17 protein-coding genes are annotated in these 18,364 nt (G+C 71.2%); 9 read left to right on the forward strand and 8 right to left on the reverse strand.

The annotated features are described in order from the left end of the window. The first annotated feature begins 83 nt into the window (after nt 1-83). Nucleotides 84-899, forward strand: coding sequence for a helix-turn-helix domain-containing protein (locus EAD89_RS05780; RefSeq protein WP_121675032.1), 816 nt, complete (start codon nt 84-86; stop codon nt 897-899). Between the two features lie 135 nt (nt 900-1,034). Here the strand turns inward: EAD89_RS05780 and EAD89_RS05785 are convergent, their stop codons facing one another. Further along, on the reverse strand, nt 1,035-3,278 hold the full coding sequence (locus tag EAD89_RS05785; protein ID WP_121674991.1) for a penicillin acylase family protein: 2,244 nt from the start codon (nt 3,276-3,278) through the stop codon (nt 1,035-1,037). 432 nt (nt 3,279-3,710) lie between these two features. Continuing rightward, complete coding sequence (locus tag EAD89_RS05790; protein WP_233578226.1) at nt 3,711-4,094, reverse strand: DUF6223 family protein; 384 nt, start codon at nt 4,092-4,094, stop codon at nt 3,711-3,713. Between the two features lie 276 nt (nt 4,095-4,370). On the opposite strand from EAD89_RS05790, the gene EAD89_RS05795 reads away from it, so the two are divergent. The 3 genes from EAD89_RS05795 to EAD89_RS05805 all read left to right on the forward strand — a co-directional run bounded on the left by EAD89_RS05795 (nt 4,371) and on the right by EAD89_RS05805 (nt 6,782). After that, nucleotides 4,371-5,489, forward strand: a complete 1,119-nt coding sequence (locus EAD89_RS05795; RefSeq protein ID WP_121674993.1) for a sensor histidine kinase — start codon at nt 4,371-4,373, stop codon at nt 5,487-5,489. Continuing rightward, a complete protein-coding gene (locus EAD89_RS05800) occupies nt 5,486-6,148 on the forward strand; it encodes a response regulator transcription factor (protein WP_121655296.1) in 663 nt (220 codons plus the stop codon). The genes EAD89_RS05795 and EAD89_RS05800 overlap by 4 nt, the downstream gene beginning before the upstream one ends. A gap of 85 nt (nt 6,149-6,233) precedes the next feature. Continuing rightward, nucleotides 6,234-6,782: a hypothetical protein gene (locus EAD89_RS05805; protein ID WP_121655313.1), complete on the forward strand. Its 549-nt coding sequence runs from the start codon at nt 6,234-6,236 to the stop codon at nt 6,780-6,782. Between the two features lie 65 nt (nt 6,783-6,847). Here the strand turns inward: EAD89_RS05805 and EAD89_RS05810 are convergent, their stop codons facing one another. The 4 genes from EAD89_RS05810 to EAD89_RS05825 all read right to left on the reverse strand — a co-directional run bounded on the left by EAD89_RS05810 (nt 6,848) and on the right by EAD89_RS05825 (nt 10,378). Continuing rightward, the gene (locus EAD89_RS05810) at nt 6,848-7,984 is read right to left on the reverse strand and encodes a glutamate--cysteine ligase (RefSeq protein WP_121655297.1); all 1,137 of its coding nucleotides are present in this window, start codon (nt 7,982-7,984) and stop codon (nt 6,848-6,850) included. A 183-nt stretch (nt 7,985-8,167) separates the two neighbouring features. After that, the gene (locus EAD89_RS05815) at nt 8,168-9,085 is read right to left on the reverse strand and encodes a manganese catalase family protein (protein WP_121674994.1); all 918 of its coding nucleotides are present in this window, start codon (nt 9,083-9,085) and stop codon (nt 8,168-8,170) included. A gap of 261 nt (nt 9,086-9,346) precedes the next feature. Further along, entirely contained in the window at nt 9,347-9,733 is a 387-nt protein-coding gene (locus EAD89_RS05820) for an STAS domain-containing protein (RefSeq protein WP_158609819.1), read from the reverse strand. Nucleotides 9,734-9,976: 243 nt separating this feature from the next. Then, on the reverse strand, nt 9,977-10,378 hold the full coding sequence (locus EAD89_RS05825) for a ChaB family protein (RefSeq protein WP_121655300.1): 402 nt from the start codon (nt 10,376-10,378) through the stop codon (nt 9,977-9,979). A gap of 234 nt (nt 10,379-10,612) precedes the next feature. Between EAD89_RS05825 and EAD89_RS05830 the strand changes: the two genes are divergently transcribed. The 5 genes from EAD89_RS05830 to EAD89_RS05850 all read left to right on the forward strand — a co-directional run bounded on the left by EAD89_RS05830 (nt 10,613) and on the right by EAD89_RS05850 (nt 16,474). Beyond that, entirely contained in the window at nt 10,613-12,406 is a 1,794-nt protein-coding gene (locus tag EAD89_RS05830) for a thiamine pyrophosphate-requiring protein (RefSeq protein WP_121674995.1), read from the forward strand. A gap of 134 nt (nt 12,407-12,540) precedes the next feature. Then, on the forward strand, nt 12,541-13,074 hold the full coding sequence (locus tag EAD89_RS05835) for an HPP family protein (protein WP_121674996.1): 534 nt from the start codon (nt 12,541-12,543) through the stop codon (nt 13,072-13,074). After that, the gene (locus EAD89_RS05840; protein WP_121674997.1) at nt 13,067-15,502 is read left to right on the forward strand and encodes a molybdopterin oxidoreductase family protein; all 2,436 of its coding nucleotides are present in this window, start codon (nt 13,067-13,069) and stop codon (nt 15,500-15,502) included. The genes EAD89_RS05835 and EAD89_RS05840 overlap by 8 nt, the downstream gene beginning before the upstream one ends. A 3-nt stretch (nt 15,503-15,505) precedes the next feature. Then, complete coding sequence (locus EAD89_RS05845) at nt 15,506-15,964, forward strand: hypothetical protein (protein ID WP_121655304.1); 459 nt, start codon at nt 15,506-15,508, stop codon at nt 15,962-15,964. A gap of 105 nt (nt 15,965-16,069) precedes the next feature. Next, nucleotides 16,070-16,474, forward strand: coding sequence for a four-helix bundle copper-binding protein (locus EAD89_RS05850; protein WP_121655314.1), 405 nt, complete (start codon nt 16,070-16,072; stop codon nt 16,472-16,474). Here EAD89_RS05850 and EAD89_RS05855 read toward each other — a convergent pair. Together EAD89_RS05855 and EAD89_RS05860 are read right to left on the reverse strand one after the other, a co-directional pair. Then, nucleotides 16,467-17,426, reverse strand: a complete 960-nt coding sequence (locus EAD89_RS05855; RefSeq protein ID WP_121674998.1) for a TIGR03557 family F420-dependent LLM class oxidoreductase — start codon at nt 17,424-17,426, stop codon at nt 16,467-16,469. The genes EAD89_RS05850 and EAD89_RS05855 overlap by 8 nt on opposite strands. A gap of 84 nt (nt 17,427-17,510) precedes the next feature. Continuing rightward, nucleotides 17,511-18,359, reverse strand: a complete 849-nt coding sequence (locus EAD89_RS05860; RefSeq protein WP_199733419.1) for an SDR family oxidoreductase — start codon at nt 18,357-18,359, stop codon at nt 17,511-17,513. Nucleotides 18,360-18,364 lie beyond the last annotated feature (5 nt).

Consider the following 18,364-nt stretch of genomic DNA (forward strand, 5'->3'; position numbering starts at 1 on the left):
CCGGCGTGCCGGCCGGCTGTCGATTACGTCGCAGGTAATGGCCTGTGCGACGGTGCGGTCCTAGGGTCGATGGCGTGACGACCATGACCAGGCCGGGGCGACCAGTGGGGGAGTTGCTGCGTGACTGGCGCCGAACTCGCGGGATGAGTCAGCTCGACCTGTCGATCGAGGCGGGGGTGTCGGCCCGGCATCTGAGCTTCGTCGAGACCGGGCGATCCCGGCCCAGCCCGGAACTGATCCTGCGGCTGGCGGAGCAGCTCGAGATGCCCCTGGCGGAGCGCAACACGATGCTGCTCGCCGGCGGCTACGCGCCCGCCTACCCCAGCCACGAGCTGAGCGATCCGGAACTGGCGCCGGTACGCTCCGCCGTACGGCAGATCCTCGACGGGCACTGCCCGTACCCGGCGGTCCTCGTCGACCAGCATTGGCATCTCGTCGACGCCAACCCCGCGGTCGCCCTGTTCACCGCCGGCGCGCCGCCCCACCTCGTCACCCCACCGATCAATGTGCTGCGGCTCAGCCTGCACCCCGACGGCATGGCGCCGCGAATCCTCAATCTGCCCGAATGGCGCGCCCACCTGCTCAACCGGCTGCGCCAGCAGGCCGCGACGACCAACGACCCGGTGCTGTACGACCTGCACGAGGAGCTTCGCGGCTATCCGGGCGACGACGCCCACGCGGCGCCGATCAGCGATGCCCTCTCGCGCGTCGTCATTCCGCTCCGGTACCGCCACAACGACCAGGCGCTGTCCTTCGTCAGCACCACGACCCTCTTCGGCACTCCGCTGGATGTCACCGTGTCCGGGCTGGCCATCGAGGCGTTCTTCCCGGCCGACCCGGCGACCACCGAAACGCTGCACACCCTCGCCACACCCGGCGCGCGTCCGTCGCCGCGCTGATCGTGCGGCGCCGACACCGACGCGTGCCCCGGCCGGGTGGCCGGCCGCGACACGCGACGGCGTCGACAACGGTCCTACGTCCGCGCCTCCGGTCTGCGCGAACGCCGCGCCGATGAGGTCGCCTGTGGCAAAAGGTCAGCTACCCGGCCGGTAGCGTCGCTCGACATGACCCTTGAGGTCCTCCGGGTAGAAGTAGACGGGCCGGAGGTTCCCGCTCGCGTAGCGTTCGACCTGGTCGTTGAAGTGCGGCGAGTCCGGGTGGCCGCTCGCGCCGCCCGCCGTCACGGCCCAGGCGCGTAGCCTCGGCCCGAACTCCACGACCGCCACGAAGCTGTTGCCGCTGGTGCCGTAGTAGCGCTTCGTTCCCGGGTAGCGCCTCGCCCCGAACGAGGCGAGTGAGCCCCACTGCGCGGAGGTGAAGGGCACCGGGCTGCTCGGCTTGGCGTCGTCGAACGTCTGGACGATCGCGCCGTCGTTGCGCTGGAAGCGGTTGATCTCGCCCCACGGCACCTGCCAGCTGCCGAAGTCCTGCGTCAACCGCCCCGCCGCGGCTTCGAGCGCCGTGAGCCGCTGCTCGTCGGTGGCGCCCTCGGCCAGGTAGTCCCACATCGACATGCCCGCGTCCCGTGCCGCCTGAGCCAGGGGCGCCCAGAGCGCCTCGCCCCAGAACACCGCCAGCGACGTCGCGGTCGACTGCGCGCCCCAGCGGTAGTCCCAGCCGCGCAGCAGGCCGATGGGGCCGGCGAGGGTGGCCTTCTGCTGGTTGCCCGCGGGGAGTTCGTCCCAGGCCGCGACCAGCCCGGGCACGAGCCGGGCGAAGGCGGTGAGGTAGGTGTCGAAGGCCGCTGCGATGAGCGTCTGCGGGGTGAAGTCGTCCCGCGCGCTGAGCACCCGGATCGCCTGCGGTCCGCGTGGGTTCTCCCCGGCCTGGTCGAAGTAGCGCGGATAGTCGGCGGCGTCGGGGCTGTCCGGGCCGGCCGCGGTCCACGGCCAGTTGTTCGTGTTGAACGCCCAGCCGTTTCTCGGATTCACCGCCTGCGGGAGACTCCGGAGGCTGTGCAGCCCACGCCAGTCGGTGGCCGGGTCGCTGCCGTCGACGGGCCTGCGGTAGTCGAAGCGATCGTCGCGCACCGGCATGAACTGCGGCACCAGGAAGGCGACCTCACCCTTGGAGTCCGCGAAGAGCGTGTTGTTCGAGCTGTTGGCCTTGAGGCCCGCCACCTGGATGAAGTCCGCGTAGTCCCGGGTCTTGGTGCGCAGGAAGCTCTGCTGCAGCGCCTCGACGGGCCGGTTCATCAGCGCGAACGCGATCCACTTGCCGTCCGCCTCCCGGACGATCGGACCGTGGTGCGTGGCAAGGGTGGCGAAGCTGCGCCGAGCGCGCCCGCCATCGGCCGTGCGGTACGACAGCGTGATCGTCTTCGTCCGCACCGGCCGCAGCGCGTTGCCGTAGCGGTAGGAGTGCCGCCCATCCGCGCCGGTCACGATCGTCTCGGCGAACTCGTCGACGTTGTCCACGCCGCTCGACGTATGCATCCAGCCGGTGTTCGCGTTGAAGCCCTGGTAGATGAAGAACTGCCCCCAGGTGGCCGCGCCGTACGCGTCGAGCCCTTCCCGGCTCGTCACGTGCTGCTCGGAGCGGAAGAAGAAGCTGGTGTGCGGGTTGATCAGCAGCAACGCGTGGCCGTTGCGCGTGTGGCTCGGCGCGATCGCCATGCCGTTCGAGCCGCTGGGCTCGCGGAACAGCAGCCCGCGCTCCTCATCGGTCATCGGCACCGAGCGCCCGCTGTAGAAGGCTTCGAGCTGGCTGAGTGGCACCCGCTCGATGTCGCCGCCGATGCTGCCCTCGGAGAAGCTCAACGGCATCCACGGCTCGAACCGCCTGATCACACGCGGCTGCACCTCGGCGTGGGTCGCGAGGTAGTAGTTGAGGCCGTCGGCCCAGGCCTGCATCAGCTTGCGCAGCCAGGACGGGCAGTGCGCGTAGTCCCGCTTGAGCGCGGAGGGGTCGACGTACAACCGCTGGCGCAGGTCCTGCCAGATGGCGCTCTCGCCCTCGGCCTCGGCGAGGCGACCGAGGCTCACCAGGTAGTTTCGCTCGATCCGGTTGAAGTCGTCCTCGGCCTGGGCGTACATCATCCCGAACACCGCGTCGGCGTCGGTCCTGCCCACCACGTGCGGGATGCCCCAGTCATCCCGGGTGATCGTGACGTGCGCGGCCTGCCTGCGCCAGCGGGCGACGTCGGGCGCGGTCCGCGCGGGAGCGGCGGCGGCGCCGGATGGCAGCCCCGCCGCGACCACCGTGGCTCCAGCGGCCAGTCCGGCGGCTCCGCCCAGCACGCGGCGCCGGCTCAGCCCTTCGTTCTGCGGGTGGTTCATGAATGGGTCCACCTTTCTCGGGGGTGCGGGGGGTCGTGCCGAGGTGCCCGATCGCGCGGCGGGGACCGCTCCCGAGTTACGCAACGGCTGCTCGTGCCCCGGGTGGACGCGCCCCGCACGTCGAGGGCAGGGCCGCTCCTCGTTGCGCCGCCGCGCCGGCTGCGGGAATCACCGCTGCCCGCGCGGCGGCGCCCGCCACCCGTACCCCGATGTCTCGGGGCAATGGACGGGTCGCGGGTTTCGAACACTCGCCGGTCGGTCCCTACCGGATAGACGCGGTCGTGGCGCCGACCGGGTCGCGGCCGTTCGGCCACCGCCTGGCAACGATCATCGCCGCCTCCCGGGTCGCTTGGTGATCAACCTTCTCCAAGATGACTACCACTCGTTCTGCGGCGCGGCAATAGACACCGGTCGTGCGGTCGACCTCGCCGGTCAGCCGGTGCGGCGGGCGCGGGCCAGAGCCAGGCCACCGAGAACCATGGCGATCAGGCCCACCACCAGGGCCACATAGGCCCCGGCTCGCCCGTTGCCGGTGCCGATGCCACTGTCGGAGGTGGCCACGACCAGGCCGCCGAGGGCGATGCCGATCAGCCCCACCGCCAGGGTGATCGCGGCTCCGAGTCGCCCCTGTCCGGTGCCGATACGACTGGTGGGGCGGGCCAGGGCCAGCCCACCGATGACCACGCCGGCCAGCCCCAGCAGGGCGCCCACGGATGCCCCGAGGCGCCCGGCACTCATGGTGCCCACATCTGCGGCGACCGGTTGACCGGAGACGTGTGCGGCGGCCGGCGCGGCGAGCCCGAGGGCTCCGGTCACGGCGGCTCCGGTCGAGGCAAGTACACGTCGGACCGACGTCAGGGCTGTTGATCGACTCATGTTCCGCTCCTCGTTGGTGCTCTCGTCAGGAGCTTGAGCATGTCGCCGGGAGCGCCGCCGGTCGTCCCGCAGCGGGACGCTCTTCGCGCTGCCGCCGGTGGCCCACCCGCCTGCCGCGGATGCGGCAGACGCGGCGACGGTACTGCGGGTGCGGTAGGCGGACGCTCCTCCGCGAGCAGGAGTCGCACCGCGGCGACATCGGGCTATGGTGCGCGCATGAGCACAGGACGGGCCGGTGCCAGAGACTGGGCGATCGCGGTCTGCGTGGCTGCGGTGCTGCTGGTCGCCGGGCGGTCCGGTGGCCACCTCGGCACGGAGACCGACCTGCTGGGCTATGCGTTGTTGGCGGCCGGTGGCCTGGCGCTGGCCGCGCGCCGCCGGGCGCCGGTTCCCGTCCTGGCCGTCACCGGGCTGTGCGCGGTGGGTTACCAGGCGGTCGGCTTCGATGTGCCCGCCGTCGCGTTCCTGTTCGCGGTCTACGCGGCGGTGCGGGCGGGCCACCACGTCACCACGGTCGTGGCCGCCGTGCTGATGCTGGCCGCTCTCCCGCTCGCGGCTCTCGCCCTGCCGCAGGATCTGTCCGTGGGTGAGGCGTTCGCACAGGCCCGGGGCGCCCTCGAGCTGGCGTGGCTGGTGGCCGCCGGTGCCGCGGGTGAGGCGCTGCGGCAGGCCGAACGGCGGGCGGACGAGGCCGAGCGCACCCGGGAGGAGACCGCGCGGCGGCGCGCCGACGAGGAGCGGCTGCACATCGCGCGGGAGTTGCACGACTCGCTCACCCACCAGATCTCCATCATCAAGGTGCAGGCGGAAGTGGCCGTCCACCTGGCCCGCAAGCGTGGAGAGCAGGTGCCGGAGGCCCTGCTGGCGATCCGCGAGGCCGGTCGTGAGGCGAACCGGGAGCTGCGCGCGACCCTGGAGACGCTGCGCGACGACGACACGACACCGCCGCACGGGCTCGACCACCTCCCGGAGCTGGTGGAGCGGGCTCGCATGACGGGCCTGGACGCCACGTTGACGATCGAAGGACAACGGCACGACGTGCCGGCCGCGGTGGACCGGACGGCCTATCGGATCGTTCAGGAATCCCTGACCAACATCGCCCGTCATGCCGCCGGCGCCACGGCGTCGGTCCGGGTCGACTACCGTCCGGACGCCCTCGCGATCCAGGTGGACGACGACGGTACGGCCACGCCGGCCGCCGCCCCGATTCCCGGCGTCGGGCTGCTCGGGATGCGCGAACGAGTCACCGCCCTCGGCGGTCGCCTCCGCGCGGAGCCACGCAACGAGGGCGGCTTCACCGTCCACGCCGAACTACCCGTGGGCCGGGCGTCATGATCCGCGTCCTGCTGGTCGACGACCAGCCGCTCCTTCGCAGCGGCTTCCGCGCGCTCCTCGACGTCGAGGACGACATCGAGGTGGTGGCCGAGGCCGCCGACGGAAAGGAGGGCCTGGCTCTCGCCAGGCAGCACCTGCCCGACATCGCGCTCATCGACATACAGATGCCGGTCATGGACGGCATCGAGGCGACCCGGCGCATCGCCGCGGACCCGGCCCTGGCCCAGGTGCACGTCGTGATCCTGACCAACTACGGCCTCGACGAACACGTCTTCCACGCCCTGCGCGCCGGCGCCGCCGGATTTCTCGTCAAGGACATCGAGCCGGAGGACTTCCTGCACGCCATGCGCGTCGCCGCGCGCGGCGACGCCCTCCTCGCACCGTCCATCACCCGCAAGCTGATCAACCGGTACGTCACCGAGCCGCTCCAGGCAGCGGCGGACGCGCGGTTGGAGGCGCTGACCAACCGCGAACGGGAGAGCGTCGCCCTCGTCGCGCAGGGCCTGTCCAACGATCAGATCGCGGAACGCATGGTGATCAGCCCACTCACCGCCAAGACCCACGTCAACCGGGCGATGGCCAAGCTCCATGCCCGTGACCGCGCCCAACTCGTGGTCCTCGCCTACGAATCGGGCCTGGTGGCGCCCCGCAAGCGGTGACGTCGAGGCCAGAGGGCCGAAGGCCTGGCTCCTGCCACCACCGTTCGGCGGGTGTAGGCGCAAGACCGGTGGGTAGGGGGTGGCCATGCTGAAGCGTGCGGTGTGGCAGGGGCTGGTGGCCGGGTTGGCGGGAGCGGCGGTGATGACCGCGGCGGAGAAGCTGGAGCAGCGGGTGACCGGGCGGCCCGACTCCCATGTGCCGGCCCGCGTGCTGGCGCGGCTCACGGGCATGCCGGAGGCGCCGAAGCGTCAGCCGCGGTGGCGGAACCTCGCCATGCACTACGGGCAGGGCGCGCTCGTGGGCGTGCTGCGCGCCACCATGGCACAGGCTGGCCTGCGGGGTCCGTTGGCGTCGGGGATGTTCACCGTGGTGCGGCTGACGAGCGATCAGATTCTGGAGAACGCCACCGGAGTGGGAGCCCCGCCGCAGACCTGGCCACGGTCCGAACTCGCCGTCGACGTCCTGCACAAGTCCATCTACGGATTCGCCACCGGGGCGGTCGCGGATGCCCTCGCCGCCCGTGACGGCGCCGGTCCCGGCCAGCGGCACGCGGCGTTGCGCCCCGGTCGCCGTTCCGACGTCGGCCCCCTGCCGCGCGCCGCAGCCCACGCCGTTCCGGTACGGCGGAGGTAGGGCCGGTACCGGGTTCCGACAGCTGTCACCGTCCAGGCGGAACCCGCGCGGCGCGCAGGAGGCCGTCACTGGGCGGTGGTCTGCGCCGCCAGCAGATCCAGTACGGCGTGGACGTCACCGGTGCGCTCCAGCGTTCGGCGCTGTCGTCGGGCGCCCGTCCCGTCTCGGCGTAGCCGGGCCAACTGCGCCAGCACGTAGCCGAGGTTGCCGTGCCGCAGGAGCGCCGGCGCGACGGTGGCGAAGAGGTCGTCGACGAGTTCCCAGGCCGGGCGGGCTCCGCCGGCGCGCAGGTCGATGAGAGTGCCGTCGAGCCCGTCGTGCGCTGCCCGCCAGTGCGCGGCGGACACCAGGCAGCCTCGGACGCGAGGCGCGGCGACGCCGGCCTGGATGTCCTCGATCAGGGTCGCGACCAGCGCGCGGACCAGCCCGGCGACCAGCACCGTGTCGTCGACGGTGGCGCACACGTCGCCGACGCGGATCTCCACGGTGGGGTAGGCGGCGGACGGGCGGGCGTACCAGTAGACCATCGCCTCGTCGAGCATCACTCCGGCCGTGACCAGCGCGGCGACGGTCTCCTCGTAGTCGGCGGTGGAGGCGAAGTGCGGGGTGGGGCCGATGCTGGGCCAGCGTTCGAGCTGCATGGAGCGCCAGCTGGCGTGGCCGGTGTCGCCCCCGTCGTGCAGGGGTGAGTTGACGGTGATGGCCTGGATGACCGGCAGCCACACCCGGAGGTGGTTGCAGACCTGCACGGCCAGTTCCCGGTCGGGGATGCCGACGTGGATGTGGCAGCCGCAGACGGCCGGGTCGTGGGCGACGGGTCCGTAGCGGTGCGACATGGCGTGGTAGCGCGGTTTGTCCGGTACCGAGCGGTGTGGTTCCGCGACGGGGGTCGCACCGACCGCCATCAGGCGGGCGCCCGCGTTCGCCGCGGCCCGCGCCGCGGCTGCCCGTAGCTCCACGAGCTGGTCCCGGAGCTGGTCGAGCTCGGTGCAGACGGGCGTGACCATCTCGATCATGCTGTGCCGGAACTCCTGGCGGCTCTGTTCGCGGGCGCCGCCGTGCAGGGCGGTCAGGACCTGGTCGGCCACCGGCATGTTCACGCCCGTCTCCGGATCCAGGAGCAGGTACTCCTCCTCCACGCCGAGGGTCAGCACGTCCGTGCCGGGTCGGGCGGCGGTGGCGACCGTTGGACGTTGCGTCATCGTGCGTCCGCTCCTGTCATGGCCAGAGGTCGCCGCGATTTCCCGGTCCTCAGGGGGACAAACCCCGCAGGGTCGACCGACCGCCGGTCCGGACGCGTCGCCCGACCGCGTTGTCACGGCCGCCGAGGCCGCCCCGCCCCGGCCTCCCGCCCACGGAGACCGGGACCGGCCCGTACGCCCGCGTCAGTCCAGGGCGTCCTTCACCTTCTTGACCACGTTGGTGACTCCCTGGGCGTGCGCTCCGGCGGCGTCACCGGTCTTGCCCGGACCGCGGGAGCCGTCGTAGGTGGCGTACAGCTTGGGGTCGGGCGGCGGGGGCAGGGCCGTGTCATCGGTGAGCGGCGTCGCCTGTGCCAGGTAGGTCAGGTCGGGTCCGCCGATGAGGCTCGGCCCCTGCGCCCAGCGGCCCTCGCCGGCCTGACTGTCGGTGCCGAAGCTCCAGAAGGTGTGGTTGTGGTCCTTGTTCTCCTCGTCGAAGTTCGAGTTCTCGATCCCGTGGTCGGAGTAGCCGTCGGCGATGAGCTGCTCGATGCCCAGGAGCCACTGCTGCTGGTGGTAGGTGTCACGGGCCAGGTTGAACCGCAGCATCTCCTTCACACCGGGGTCGTCGGTCATGTTCATGACCCGGCTGGTCTGGAGCCGGCTCTGCGCTTCCGCGGCGACGTTGGAGCGGAAGTCCGCCAGGAGATTGCCGCTGGCGACGATGTAGCCGGCGTTCCACGGGACGCCCTGGCTGTCCCGGGGCAACGGGCCGCCTCCGCCGACGATGGCGTGCTGCGGGTTCATGCCACCGATGACCGCGGCCAGCACCGGGTTGGCGGCGACCGCCTTCTCCGTCGTCTCGGCGGGGGCGCCCTCCAGGAGCCGGGCCAGCATGGTCGTGAGCATCTCGACGTGACCGATCTCCTCGGTCCCGATGTCCATGATCATGTCTTTGTACTTGCCGGGCACACGGCAGGTCCAGCCCTGCCAGAGGTACTGCATCATCACGGTCATCTCGCCGAACTGCCCGCCCAGCACCTCCTGGAGCTTCGCCGCGAACAGGGCGTCCGGCTTCTCGGGCCTGGCTTGGAACTGCAGATATCGGTCGTGTCTGAACACGGCGGCCTCCTGTCGGAATGGACGAGCGTGTCGCCCGCCGGCGACGTGCCGTCCGCATCCCCACCACGCCGGCCCGCCGGTGCCAACCCGTGACCCCTGCGGGCCACGGCATCGGCGGCTCGTCGCGGGCCGAACGTCGGTGTCCAGCGTGGCTCGGTGGACGACGAGTGTTCCGCGCTCCACCCTCGGATCGACCCTGCCGGGTGCTACCCCTCCGCGCTGACGGACACCTGTGGCGCCGCATCGTGGTTGGGGTGACGCTCAGGCCGCACCGACCGACCGGCTCTCGCGGCAGCTTGGGCGGGGAGTGCCGTCACGGGCCTGGGCTGGTCTCCGCCCGCTCGACGAGCCTGGGCCCCTGGTGAGCGTGAAGCTCTCCAGGGCGCCGGTCGTGGCGAGGATGTAGGTGACGCACGGTGCGGGGTCGCGCAGGACGATCGCGGCTTCCGCTTCAGCGGCGATGTCCTGGGCCTGAAGCAGCGCGCTTACGCCATGTGCGCCGAAGAACCTCACCGCGGACAGGTCCACCGCGATCACCGGCGAAGGTGGGCGGCAGACGAACTCCATCAGCTCGGTGAGCAGGTGCGCGTTGCTCATGTCGATCTCACCCGAGACGGTGATCAGCTTGGTCGAGCCGTCGCTGGTCAAGGCCAGAGACATGATCGGGTCGCGAAGCCGGTCGCCGTCTCCGACGGCAGTAGGCCGGTGACTCCCGTGGGTGCGAGATATTCCGTCGGTCAAGATGGCGCCTCCGCGCTCCGTAGAACGGGCCCGTCGCCGTGTTGCGATCCGCGGCAGGGGCGGGCATTGGAGGGCACCTGTCTTGACCCGAGATCGTCTCTACCCTGAGAGGCCGGCCTTACGCGTCACCGATCTGGCGGATTTCCTGTGTCACGCGCGGCTGGCGGCGCTGGTGCTCCGCCTGTTGGCCTTCTGGATCGCCTCGACGAGCTGGGGCTTGGTCATTCGGGACCGGCCTCGGATCTCCAGCTTCCGGGCGACGTTCATCAGGTGCTCCTTGCTGGCGTTGGCATCGACGCCACCGGCCGTTCGTCCTGCCTTGGACCCTCGGCCGCGCGCGGCCTGCCTGTCGCTGGGACCCTTGCGAGACTTGGCCTCCCAGTGATCGCCGACCTTCTCGAACGCGTGTTTGACGGCGGCGAAGGCGGTCCGGTGAGCGCGCTCGCCCTCGCCGTACTCCTCGACCGCCGAGTCGTGCGCCTTGACGTAGGTGTCCTGCGCCTTCTTGGGCGACCGCTTCAGCGTCGCCGGCATGTCCTTGCTCGCGGGCATCACATACCTCCTCCGGATGCGTTGCCACCTCACGTGCCCGACGGTGCGGCCGACCAAACTCGTGACGAATTGTCACGTCCAGGCCGCCGGAGGCTCCGTCATCGTTCCGGGGCGCGCGCACGGGAGAGCGGGCGGGCCACCACCGAAACCCGAACGGTGCTGTCCCTCCGGTTCGCCGCAGCCGCCGGGGGTACCGGCACATGCTGGAGAGCGGTTCGAAACGAGGAGGCGGCGATGGCGAACGCGACAGTGTCGGACCTGGTGGTCGCCCGACTGGGGGACTGGGGTGTGGACCGGGTCTTCGGATACTCCGGCGACGGCATCGACGGGGTCATGGGCGCGCTGCGCCGCGCTGGCCGGCCGGAGTTCGTGCAGGCCCGGCACGAGGAGACGGCGGCGTTCATGGCCTGTGGGCACGCGAAGTACACCGGCGGACTGGGGGTGTGCCTGTCCACCCAGGGTCCAGGTGCGGTGCACCTGCTCAACGGCCTCTATGACGCGCGGCTGGACTCCCAGCCGGTGCTCGCGATCGTCGGCCAGCAGGTGACCTCGGTGCTGGGCAGCGGCTACCAGCAGGAGATCGACCTCGTCCGGCTCTACGGCGACGTCTGCTCCCAGTTCGTGCAGACCGCGTACACGGCCGAGCAGCTGCCGATGCTGCTCGACCGGGCGATCCGCTCCGCCCTGGCGACCCGTAGCCCGACCTGCGTGATCCTGCCGCACGACGTGCAGACCGCGCCCGCCCCCGATCTGGGCGCGCGTCAGCACGGGATCATGGTGACCAGCCCTGGGATGCCGGTGCCCGAGCTGCGCCCCCGCGCCGACGACCTTCGTGCCGCAGCCGACCTGCTGGACGCCGGCCAACGGGTGGCGATTCTGGTGGGACAGGGCGCCCGCGCCGCCGCCACCGAGGTGAATGAGCTGGCTGAGGCGCTCGGCGCGGGGGTGGCCGCGTCGCTGCTGGGCAAGCCGGTGCTGGACGAGGCCCTGCCGTTCCACACCGGCGTGATGGGGCATCTGGGCAGCACCGCCAGCAGCGTACTGATGGGGGAGTGCGACACCCTGATCATCGTCGGGAGCAACGACCCCTGGTCGGAGTTCTACCCCGCTCCCGGTCAGGCACGGGCGGTGCAGATCGACATCGACGGGCGACGCATCGGCATGCGGTACCCGGTGGAGGTGCCGCTGCTCGGTGACGCCGCCACGACCATCCGTGCCCTGCTGCCGTTGCTCACGCCCAGACCTGACCGGAGCTGGCGGCAGCGCATCGAGGGCGAGGTGACCCGCTGGCGGGACATCGCCCAGCAGCGGGCCACTGCCGACGCCGACCCGCTCAACCCGCAGTACGTGCTGCACGCCCTCACCGACCGGCTGCCCACCGACGCGCAGGTGTCGGTGGACGTCGGGTCGGTGACCTACTGGTACGCGCGGCACCTGCGGTTGCCCGTCGGCGTTGACGCGCACCTGTCCAGCACCCTGGCCTCGATGGGCTCGGCGCTGCCGTACGGGCTGGCCGCGAAACTCGCCACCCCGGACCGCCCGGTGGTGGCGCTCGCCGGTGACGGGGCGATGCAGATGAACGGACTGGCCGAGCTGCTGACCGTCGCGCACCGGTGGCGGGACTGGGCCGACCCGCGGTTCGTGGTGCTGGTGCTGCACAACCGGGATCTGGCCGAGGTCAGCTGGGAGCAGCGGGAGATGGAGGGCGATCCCCGCTTCGTCGAGTCCCAGCGCCTGCCCGACGCCCCGTACGCGCGTTGGGCCGAGCTGCTGGGCCTGCACGGAGTTCGCGTCACCACACCCGCCGAGGTCGACGCGGCCTGGGACCGCGCCCTGTCGGCGGACCGGCCCACGCTCATCGAGGCGATGGTGGATCCGGCGATTCCGCTGCTCCCGCCGGCACAGCCGTACGAGAAGGTCGAGGCGATGTACCAGGCGCTCGGCCGCGAGGACACCGACCTGGGCCGTCGGGCACTGGCGCACCTGCGCCGGGAGCGAGCCACGGAGGGCTTCGACGACCCGCAGTGACGGCGGCGTCCGGGGACCGGACGGGCCGTTCGAGCCCACCGTTGGGTGGTCCCGCAGCGAAGTGCCATGACTGTTGGGTGTTTGCGCGGACCAGGACGGGAGAAGTGTGACGATCAGGGGCGGAGGGGAGTCTGATGAGGCAGCCGCGGCAGTCGGTGCACGCTTTCGTGGGCACTGCGCTGACGGTCGGCGTTGCCGGCGTGGTCGCGGTCCTCACCCATCAGCCGTGGTTGTTTCCCAGTCTCGGGCCGGCGGTGATGCTGCACGTGGAGAAGCCGGGCGCGCCCCAGTCGTCGCCGCGCAACACCCTCATCGGGCATGGGGTGGCACTGCTGGCCGGGTACGTGTTCCTCGTCGTCTGCGGACTGTCCGACGAGCCCTCGGTGCTTCAGGAGGGAGTCGACGGGCTGCGGATCGTCGCGGCGGCCGGGTCGCTGGCGGTGACCGCGGCGGTGCTGGTGCTGCTGAAGGCGTCGCATCCCCCGGCGGGCGCGACGACGCTGATCGTGAGTCTGGGCCTGCTCCGCACCCCGACGCAGTTGCTCATCGCTGCCGGCGCCGTGGTGCTGGTCACCGTGGTGGACTGGCTGTACGGGCGGGTGTCGGGCCGGCCCATGCCGGTGTGGGCGGCGTTCGAAGAGTCGACGAGGGGAGCGCGGAATGGTTGACCGGATTGCTGATCCGTGGGGTGAGCGGACCCCGTACGGGCCGGGGCAGGAGTGGCCGGTCCGGGTGGACCGGTTCCTCGACGGTGACCGCACCGAGGCGGACGTCGATCGGTGGGCCCAGTCGGCGTCGATCCTGCACTCCAACGGAGACGCGATGGACATCGCGGTCGCTGGCGGCAGGATCGTCGGAGTGCGTGGCCGCGCGGTCGACCGGATCAACCGGGGACGGCTCGACCCGAAGGACCTGTACGGCTGGCAGGCCAACCACAGCTCGGACCGGCTGACCCGCCCGCTGGTCCGCGACGGTGACCGCCTGGTGGAGACGGACTGGGACACGGCGATGGGCCGGGTCGTCGCCCGCTCGAAGGAGCTGCTGGACGGGCCGGGCGGCTGGGGTCACTTCGGCTTCTACACCACCGGGCAGCTGTTCCTGGAGGAGTACTACACCCTCGGCGTGATCGGAAAGGCCGGTCTGGGCACACCGCACATGGACGGCAACACCCGGTTGTGCACCGCCACGGCCGCGGCGGCGCTGAAGGCCAGCTTCGGCACCGACGGGCAGCCCGGCTCGTACACCGACGTCGACCACTGCGACGCGATCGCGCTGTGGGGCCACAACGTCGCCGAGACCCAGACGGTGCTCTGGATGCGGATGCTGGACCGGCGGCGTGGGCCGAACCCGCCGGCGATGCTCGCGGTCGACCCGCGGGCCACGCCGGTCGCGCGGGAGGCCGACCTGCACCTCGCCGTCCGCAACGGCACGAACATGGCGCTGATGAACGGGCTGCTCCGCGAGATCATCCAGCGGGGTTGGTACGACCCCGACTACGTCGACGCGCACACACTCGGGTTCGAGGAGCTGTGCCGGACGGTCGACGGTTATCCACCCAGTCGGGTGGCCGACATCTGCGACGTTCGGGCCGCCGACGTGGAGCGGGCCGCCGAGTTGCTCGGCACCTGCCAGCGGCTGCTGTCGACGGTTCTCCAGGGCTTCTACCAGTCCAACCAGGCCACCGCCGCCTCCTGCGCCGTCAACAACGTGCACCTGGTCCGGGGCATGATCGGTCGCCCGGGCGCGGGGATCTACCAGATGAACGGCCAGCCCACGGCACAGAACACCCGGGAAACCGGCGCCGACGGCGACCTGCCCGGCCTCCGGAACTGGGACAACGAGCAGCACATCGCGGAGCTGGCACGGCTGTGGAACGTCGAGGTCGACACCATCCCGCACTGGGCGCCGCCGACGCACGCCATGCAGATCTTCCGGTACGCGGAGCAGGGCTCGATCAAACTGCTCTGGATCTCCGCCACCAACCCGGCGGTATCCCTTCCCGACCTGTCGCGCATCCGGCGGATCCTCAAGCAGCCGGAGCTGTTCGTGGTGGTGCAGGATCTGTTCCTGACCGAGACCGCCGAGCTGGCCGACGTGGTGCTGCCCGCCGCGACCTGGGGTGAGAAGACCGGCACCTTCACCAGCGTCGACCGCACCGTGCACATCTCGGAGAAGGCCGTCGACCCGCCCGGCGAGGCCCGCGCCGACCTGGACATCTTCCTCGATTACGCGCGACGGATGGACTTCCGCGACCGCGACGGCGCGCCACTGATCCGGTGGACCGGGCCGGAGGAGGTGTTCGAGGCGTGGAAGGAGTGTTCCCGGGGGCGTCCCTGCGACTACAGCGGCATCACCTACGAGCGGCTGCGCGGCGGCTCCGGCATCCAGTGGCCCTGCAACGACGACCACCCTGACGGCACCGAGCGGCTCTACACCGACGGCCGGTTCAACACCGACCCCGACTACTGCGAGACGTACGGCCAGGATCTCGCCACGGGCGCCGAGTTCACCGAACCCGAGTACCGCGCCAAGGAGCCGAACGGACGGGCGTTCCTGCACGTCGTCGACTACCAGCCCTCACCCGAGGTGCCCGACGAGGAACACCCGATGCTGCTCACCACCGGGCGTACCGTCTACCAGTTCCACACCCGTACCAAGACCGGCCGAGCCCCGCAGCTCAACCAGGCCGCCCCGGAGGTGTGGGTGGAGCTCAACCCGGCCGACGCCGACCGGCTCGGCATCGTCGAGGGTGACCTGGTCGGCGTCTCCTCCGCTCGCGGCGCGATCCAGGCGCGCGCCCGGCTCTGCGGCATCCGCCCCGGCGTGGTGTTCCTGCCGTTCCACTACGGCTACTTCGACCAGGACCCGGCCGAGCGCACACCGCGCGCGGCCAACGAGCTGACCATCACCGCCTGGGACGCCGTCTCCAAGCAGCCCATCTTCAAGGTGGCCGCCGTCGCGGTGGCGAAACTCGCCGACGGGCGGGGCGTACCCTCGCCGGCGCCGACGGTCGGCGGCAGCGAGCCGCCCCCGGACGCCGACGTGCCGGCGACCGTCGGCGGACCGGCCGCCCAGGCCACCAGCGGGAAGGAGTGAGTCGTGCACCTCGCCCACTACCTCGGTCTGCTGCACCGCGCACAGGTCAACCTCGCCGACGCGTTCCGGCAGGTCGCCGAGGCCCACGCCGACGAGCCCGACGTCCAGCACCTCTGCCAGCAGCAGGCCCAGCGCTGCGACGCGCACGCCGAACAGCTGCGCCCGTTCGCCGCCCGCTACTCCGAGGACGCCCCGGCCGAACCCGACCGGCTGCACTCGCAGCTGTTCACCGGCACCCGCACCGGCGGCCTTGGTCTCCTGCGTGACCTCCAGGACCTGTACCTGATGGCGGCCGAGTGCGACATCGCCTGGACCGTCGTCGGACAGGCCGCCTACGGGGTCCGGGACAAGGACCTGCTCGCGACGGTGCAGGGCTGCGAGGGGGAGACGGCGATCCAGCTCAAGTGGCTGCGTAGCCGGATGAAGCAGGCCGCCCCGCAGGCACTTGTCGTCGCCGACTGACGGGGCCGGCCATGCCGGCCCGCACAGGCTCCTCGGCAGCCTCGGGCATGGCCAGGACACAGGCGGGTAGCGCAGGTGGACCGCAAGCCGATCAAGGAGATGACCATGACGATCACCATGTCGATGCTGGAGACCTATCCGAAGTCGATCAACCTCGACCGGGCGAAGCTGGCCGCGACCATCGACACGCTCAACGGCTGCGCGCAGGCGTGCACGGCCTGCGCGGACGCCTGCCTGAGCGAGGACAGCGTCGCCGAGTTGACCAAGTGTGTGCGTACCGACCTGGACTGCGCCGACATCTGCACCACCACCGCCCGGGTGCTGTCCCGGCACACCGGCTATGACGCCAACATCACCCGCACCCTGCTGGAGGCCTGCGCCACCGCCTGCAGGTCCTGCGGTGACGAGTGCGCCAGGCACGCACAGATGCACGAACACTGCCGGATCTGCGCCGACGTGTGCCGGGCCTGCGAGCAGGCCTGCCGCGACCTGCTGGCGACCATCAGCTGAGCGCGCGGAGGCGGTCGGCCAGAGTGTCGCGGAAGAAGTCGAGGAAACCGTCGGGGTCAGGGCCGGCGTTCTGCAGCACGAGGTGGTCGAAGCCCGCGTCCACGAACTTGCGCACGGCCTGGACGTGGGTCTCGGGGTCGGGGCCGACCGCGAACTGCTGCCGGATGTCGTCCTCGGTGACCGTGCCGGACGCGGCGTCGAAGTTGACCGGGTTGGGCAGCTCACTCATCACCTTCCAACCGGTGACCGCCCACCGGCTGGTCTCCCAGGCCGCCTGCACCGCCTGCTGCTCGTCGGCCGCCCACGCCACCGGCACCTCGGCGTAGCGCGGCCCGGTCCCGCCGCCGCGCTGGTAGGCCTGCACGAGGTCGGGTTCGGGCTCGGTGGCGAACAGCCCGTCACCGAGCTCAGCGGCGATCGCCACCGACGCGGGGCCGCTGGCCGCGACGGCGATGACGGGCGCCTGCTCCGGCAGGTCGAACACCCGCGCGTCCTCCAACTGGAGGTGTTTGCCCTCGTAGGACTGGTAGCCGCCGGACCACAGCAACCGGATGATCTCCAACGCCTCCCGCAGCCGCTCGTGCCGCCCGCGCGCGCTGGGGAAGCCCTGGCCGACGACGTGCTCGTTGAGCCGTTCGCCGGCGCCCACGCCGAGGGTGAACCGGCCGTCGGAGATGATCGCCAGAGTGGCAGCCGCCTGCGCGATGATCGCCGGGTGGTAGCGCACCGTCGGGCAGGTCACCCCGGTGGCCAGGCCGATCCGGTCGGTCTGCGCGGCGATCGCCCCGAACACCGTCCAGGTGAACGACGAGTGACCCTGGACATCCAGCCACGGGTGGTAGTGGTCGCTCATCTCCACGAAGTCGAAGCCCACCTGCTCGGCGCGGACCGCCTGCCGGATGATCTCCTTCGGGCCGAATCCCTCGGTGGACAGCTTGTATCCGATCCGCATGCCGTTCTCCTTGACCGGTCCGTGCCGCTGCTGTCCGTCACCATCTCACCGATCGGGCTCGGAGAAGCGGGGTTCCGCCGGTCGTCAGCCGGGAAGGATGATGCCGCCGATCGGGGCGAGCACTTCGCCCGTGTAGTAGGACGACAGTTGGTCGCTGGCGAAGAACACGTACGAGGGCGCGATCTCGTCCGGTTGCGCGGCGCGTCCCATCGGCACCTGCTGGCCGAACTCCTGCACCTTGTCCGCGGGGAACGTGGCCGGGATCAGGGGCGTCCAGACCGGTCCGGGGGCGACACAGTTGACGCGGATTCGCTTCTTGATCAGGGATTGGGCGAGGGAGTAGGTAAGGGCGATGATCGCGCCCTTGGTGGCCGAGTAGTCGATCAGATGGCCGTTGCCCTTGAGGCCGTTGATCGAGGCCGTGTTGATGATCGCCGAATTCTCCGGTAGGTGGTCGAGGGCCGCCTTGGTCACCCGGTAGTAGCTGTGGATGTTCACGGCGAAGGTCCGCTGCCACTGCTCTTCGGAGATTTCGGTGAGCGAGTTGGCGTTCTGTTGGTAGGCGACGTTGTTCACCAGGAGATCCAGACCGCCGAGTTCTCGCACCGCACGGGTGACCACCTCCGCGCAGTGCCGGGGGTCGGCCAGGTCGCCCGGGAGCAGCACGCACCGCTGTCCCGTCGCCTCGACCAGTTCGGCGGTCCGTCGGGCGTCGTCGTCCTCGCTGAGGTAGGCCACGGCGACGTCCGCGCCTTCCTTGGCGAAGGCGACCGCGACGGCACGCCCGATGCCCGAGTCACCACCGGTCACCAGGGCTCGCCTGCCTCGGAGCAGGTCGCGGCCGGTGTATTCGGCCATCTCGTCGCGGGGCCGCGGGTCCATGCCGGCGGTCTCGCCGGGGTAGGGCTGCTCCTGCGGGCTGGGATTGGGCATTTGAT

It is taken from the genome of Micromonospora sp. BL4 (assembly GCF_003667505.1).
GTDB lineage: Bacteria > Actinomycetota > Actinomycetes > Mycobacteriales > Micromonosporaceae > Micromonospora.

Bases quoted from the DNA above. Each gene is read 5' to 3' on its own strand.
- EAD89_RS05855 (WP_121674998.1), bottom strand. From the start codon at position 17,426: ATGCGGATCGGATACAAGCTGTCCACCGAGGGATTCGGCCCGAAGGAG.
- EAD89_RS05860 (WP_199733419.1), bottom strand. From the start codon at position 18,359: ATGCCCAATCCCAGCCCGCAGGAGCAGCCCTACCCCGGCGAGACCGCC.
- EAD89_RS05825 (WP_121655300.1), bottom strand. From the start codon at position 10,378: ATGCCCGCGAGCAAGGACATGCCGGCGACGCTGAAGCGGTCGCCCAAG.
- EAD89_RS05805 (WP_121655313.1), top strand. From the start codon at position 6,234: ATGCTGAAGCGTGCGGTGTGGCAGGGGCTGGTGGCCGGGTTGGCGGGA.
- EAD89_RS05785 (WP_121674991.1), bottom strand. From the start codon at position 3,278: ATGAACCACCCGCAGAACGAAGGGCTGAGCCGGCGCCGCGTGCTGGGC.
- EAD89_RS05780 (WP_121675032.1), top strand. From the start codon at position 84: ATGACCAGGCCGGGGCGACCAGTGGGGGAGTTGCTGCGTGACTGGCGC.
- EAD89_RS05850 (WP_121655314.1), top strand. From the start codon at position 16,070: ATGACGATCACCATGTCGATGCTGGAGACCTATCCGAAGTCGATCAAC.
- EAD89_RS05795 (WP_121674993.1), top strand. From the start codon at position 4,371: ATGAGCACAGGACGGGCCGGTGCCAGAGACTGGGCGATCGCGGTCTGC.
- EAD89_RS05835 (WP_121674996.1), top strand. From the start codon at position 12,541: ATGAGGCAGCCGCGGCAGTCGGTGCACGCTTTCGTGGGCACTGCGCTG.
- EAD89_RS05810 (WP_121655297.1), bottom strand. From the start codon at position 7,984: ATGACGCAACGTCCAACGGTCGCCACCGCCGCCCGACCCGGCACGGAC.
- EAD89_RS05840 (WP_121674997.1), top strand. From the start codon at position 13,067: ATGGTTGACCGGATTGCTGATCCGTGGGGTGAGCGGACCCCGTACGGG.
- EAD89_RS05830 (WP_121674995.1), top strand. From the start codon at position 10,613: ATGGCGAACGCGACAGTGTCGGACCTGGTGGTCGCCCGACTGGGGGAC.
- EAD89_RS05800 (WP_121655296.1), top strand. From the start codon at position 5,486: ATGATCCGCGTCCTGCTGGTCGACGACCAGCCGCTCCTTCGCAGCGGC.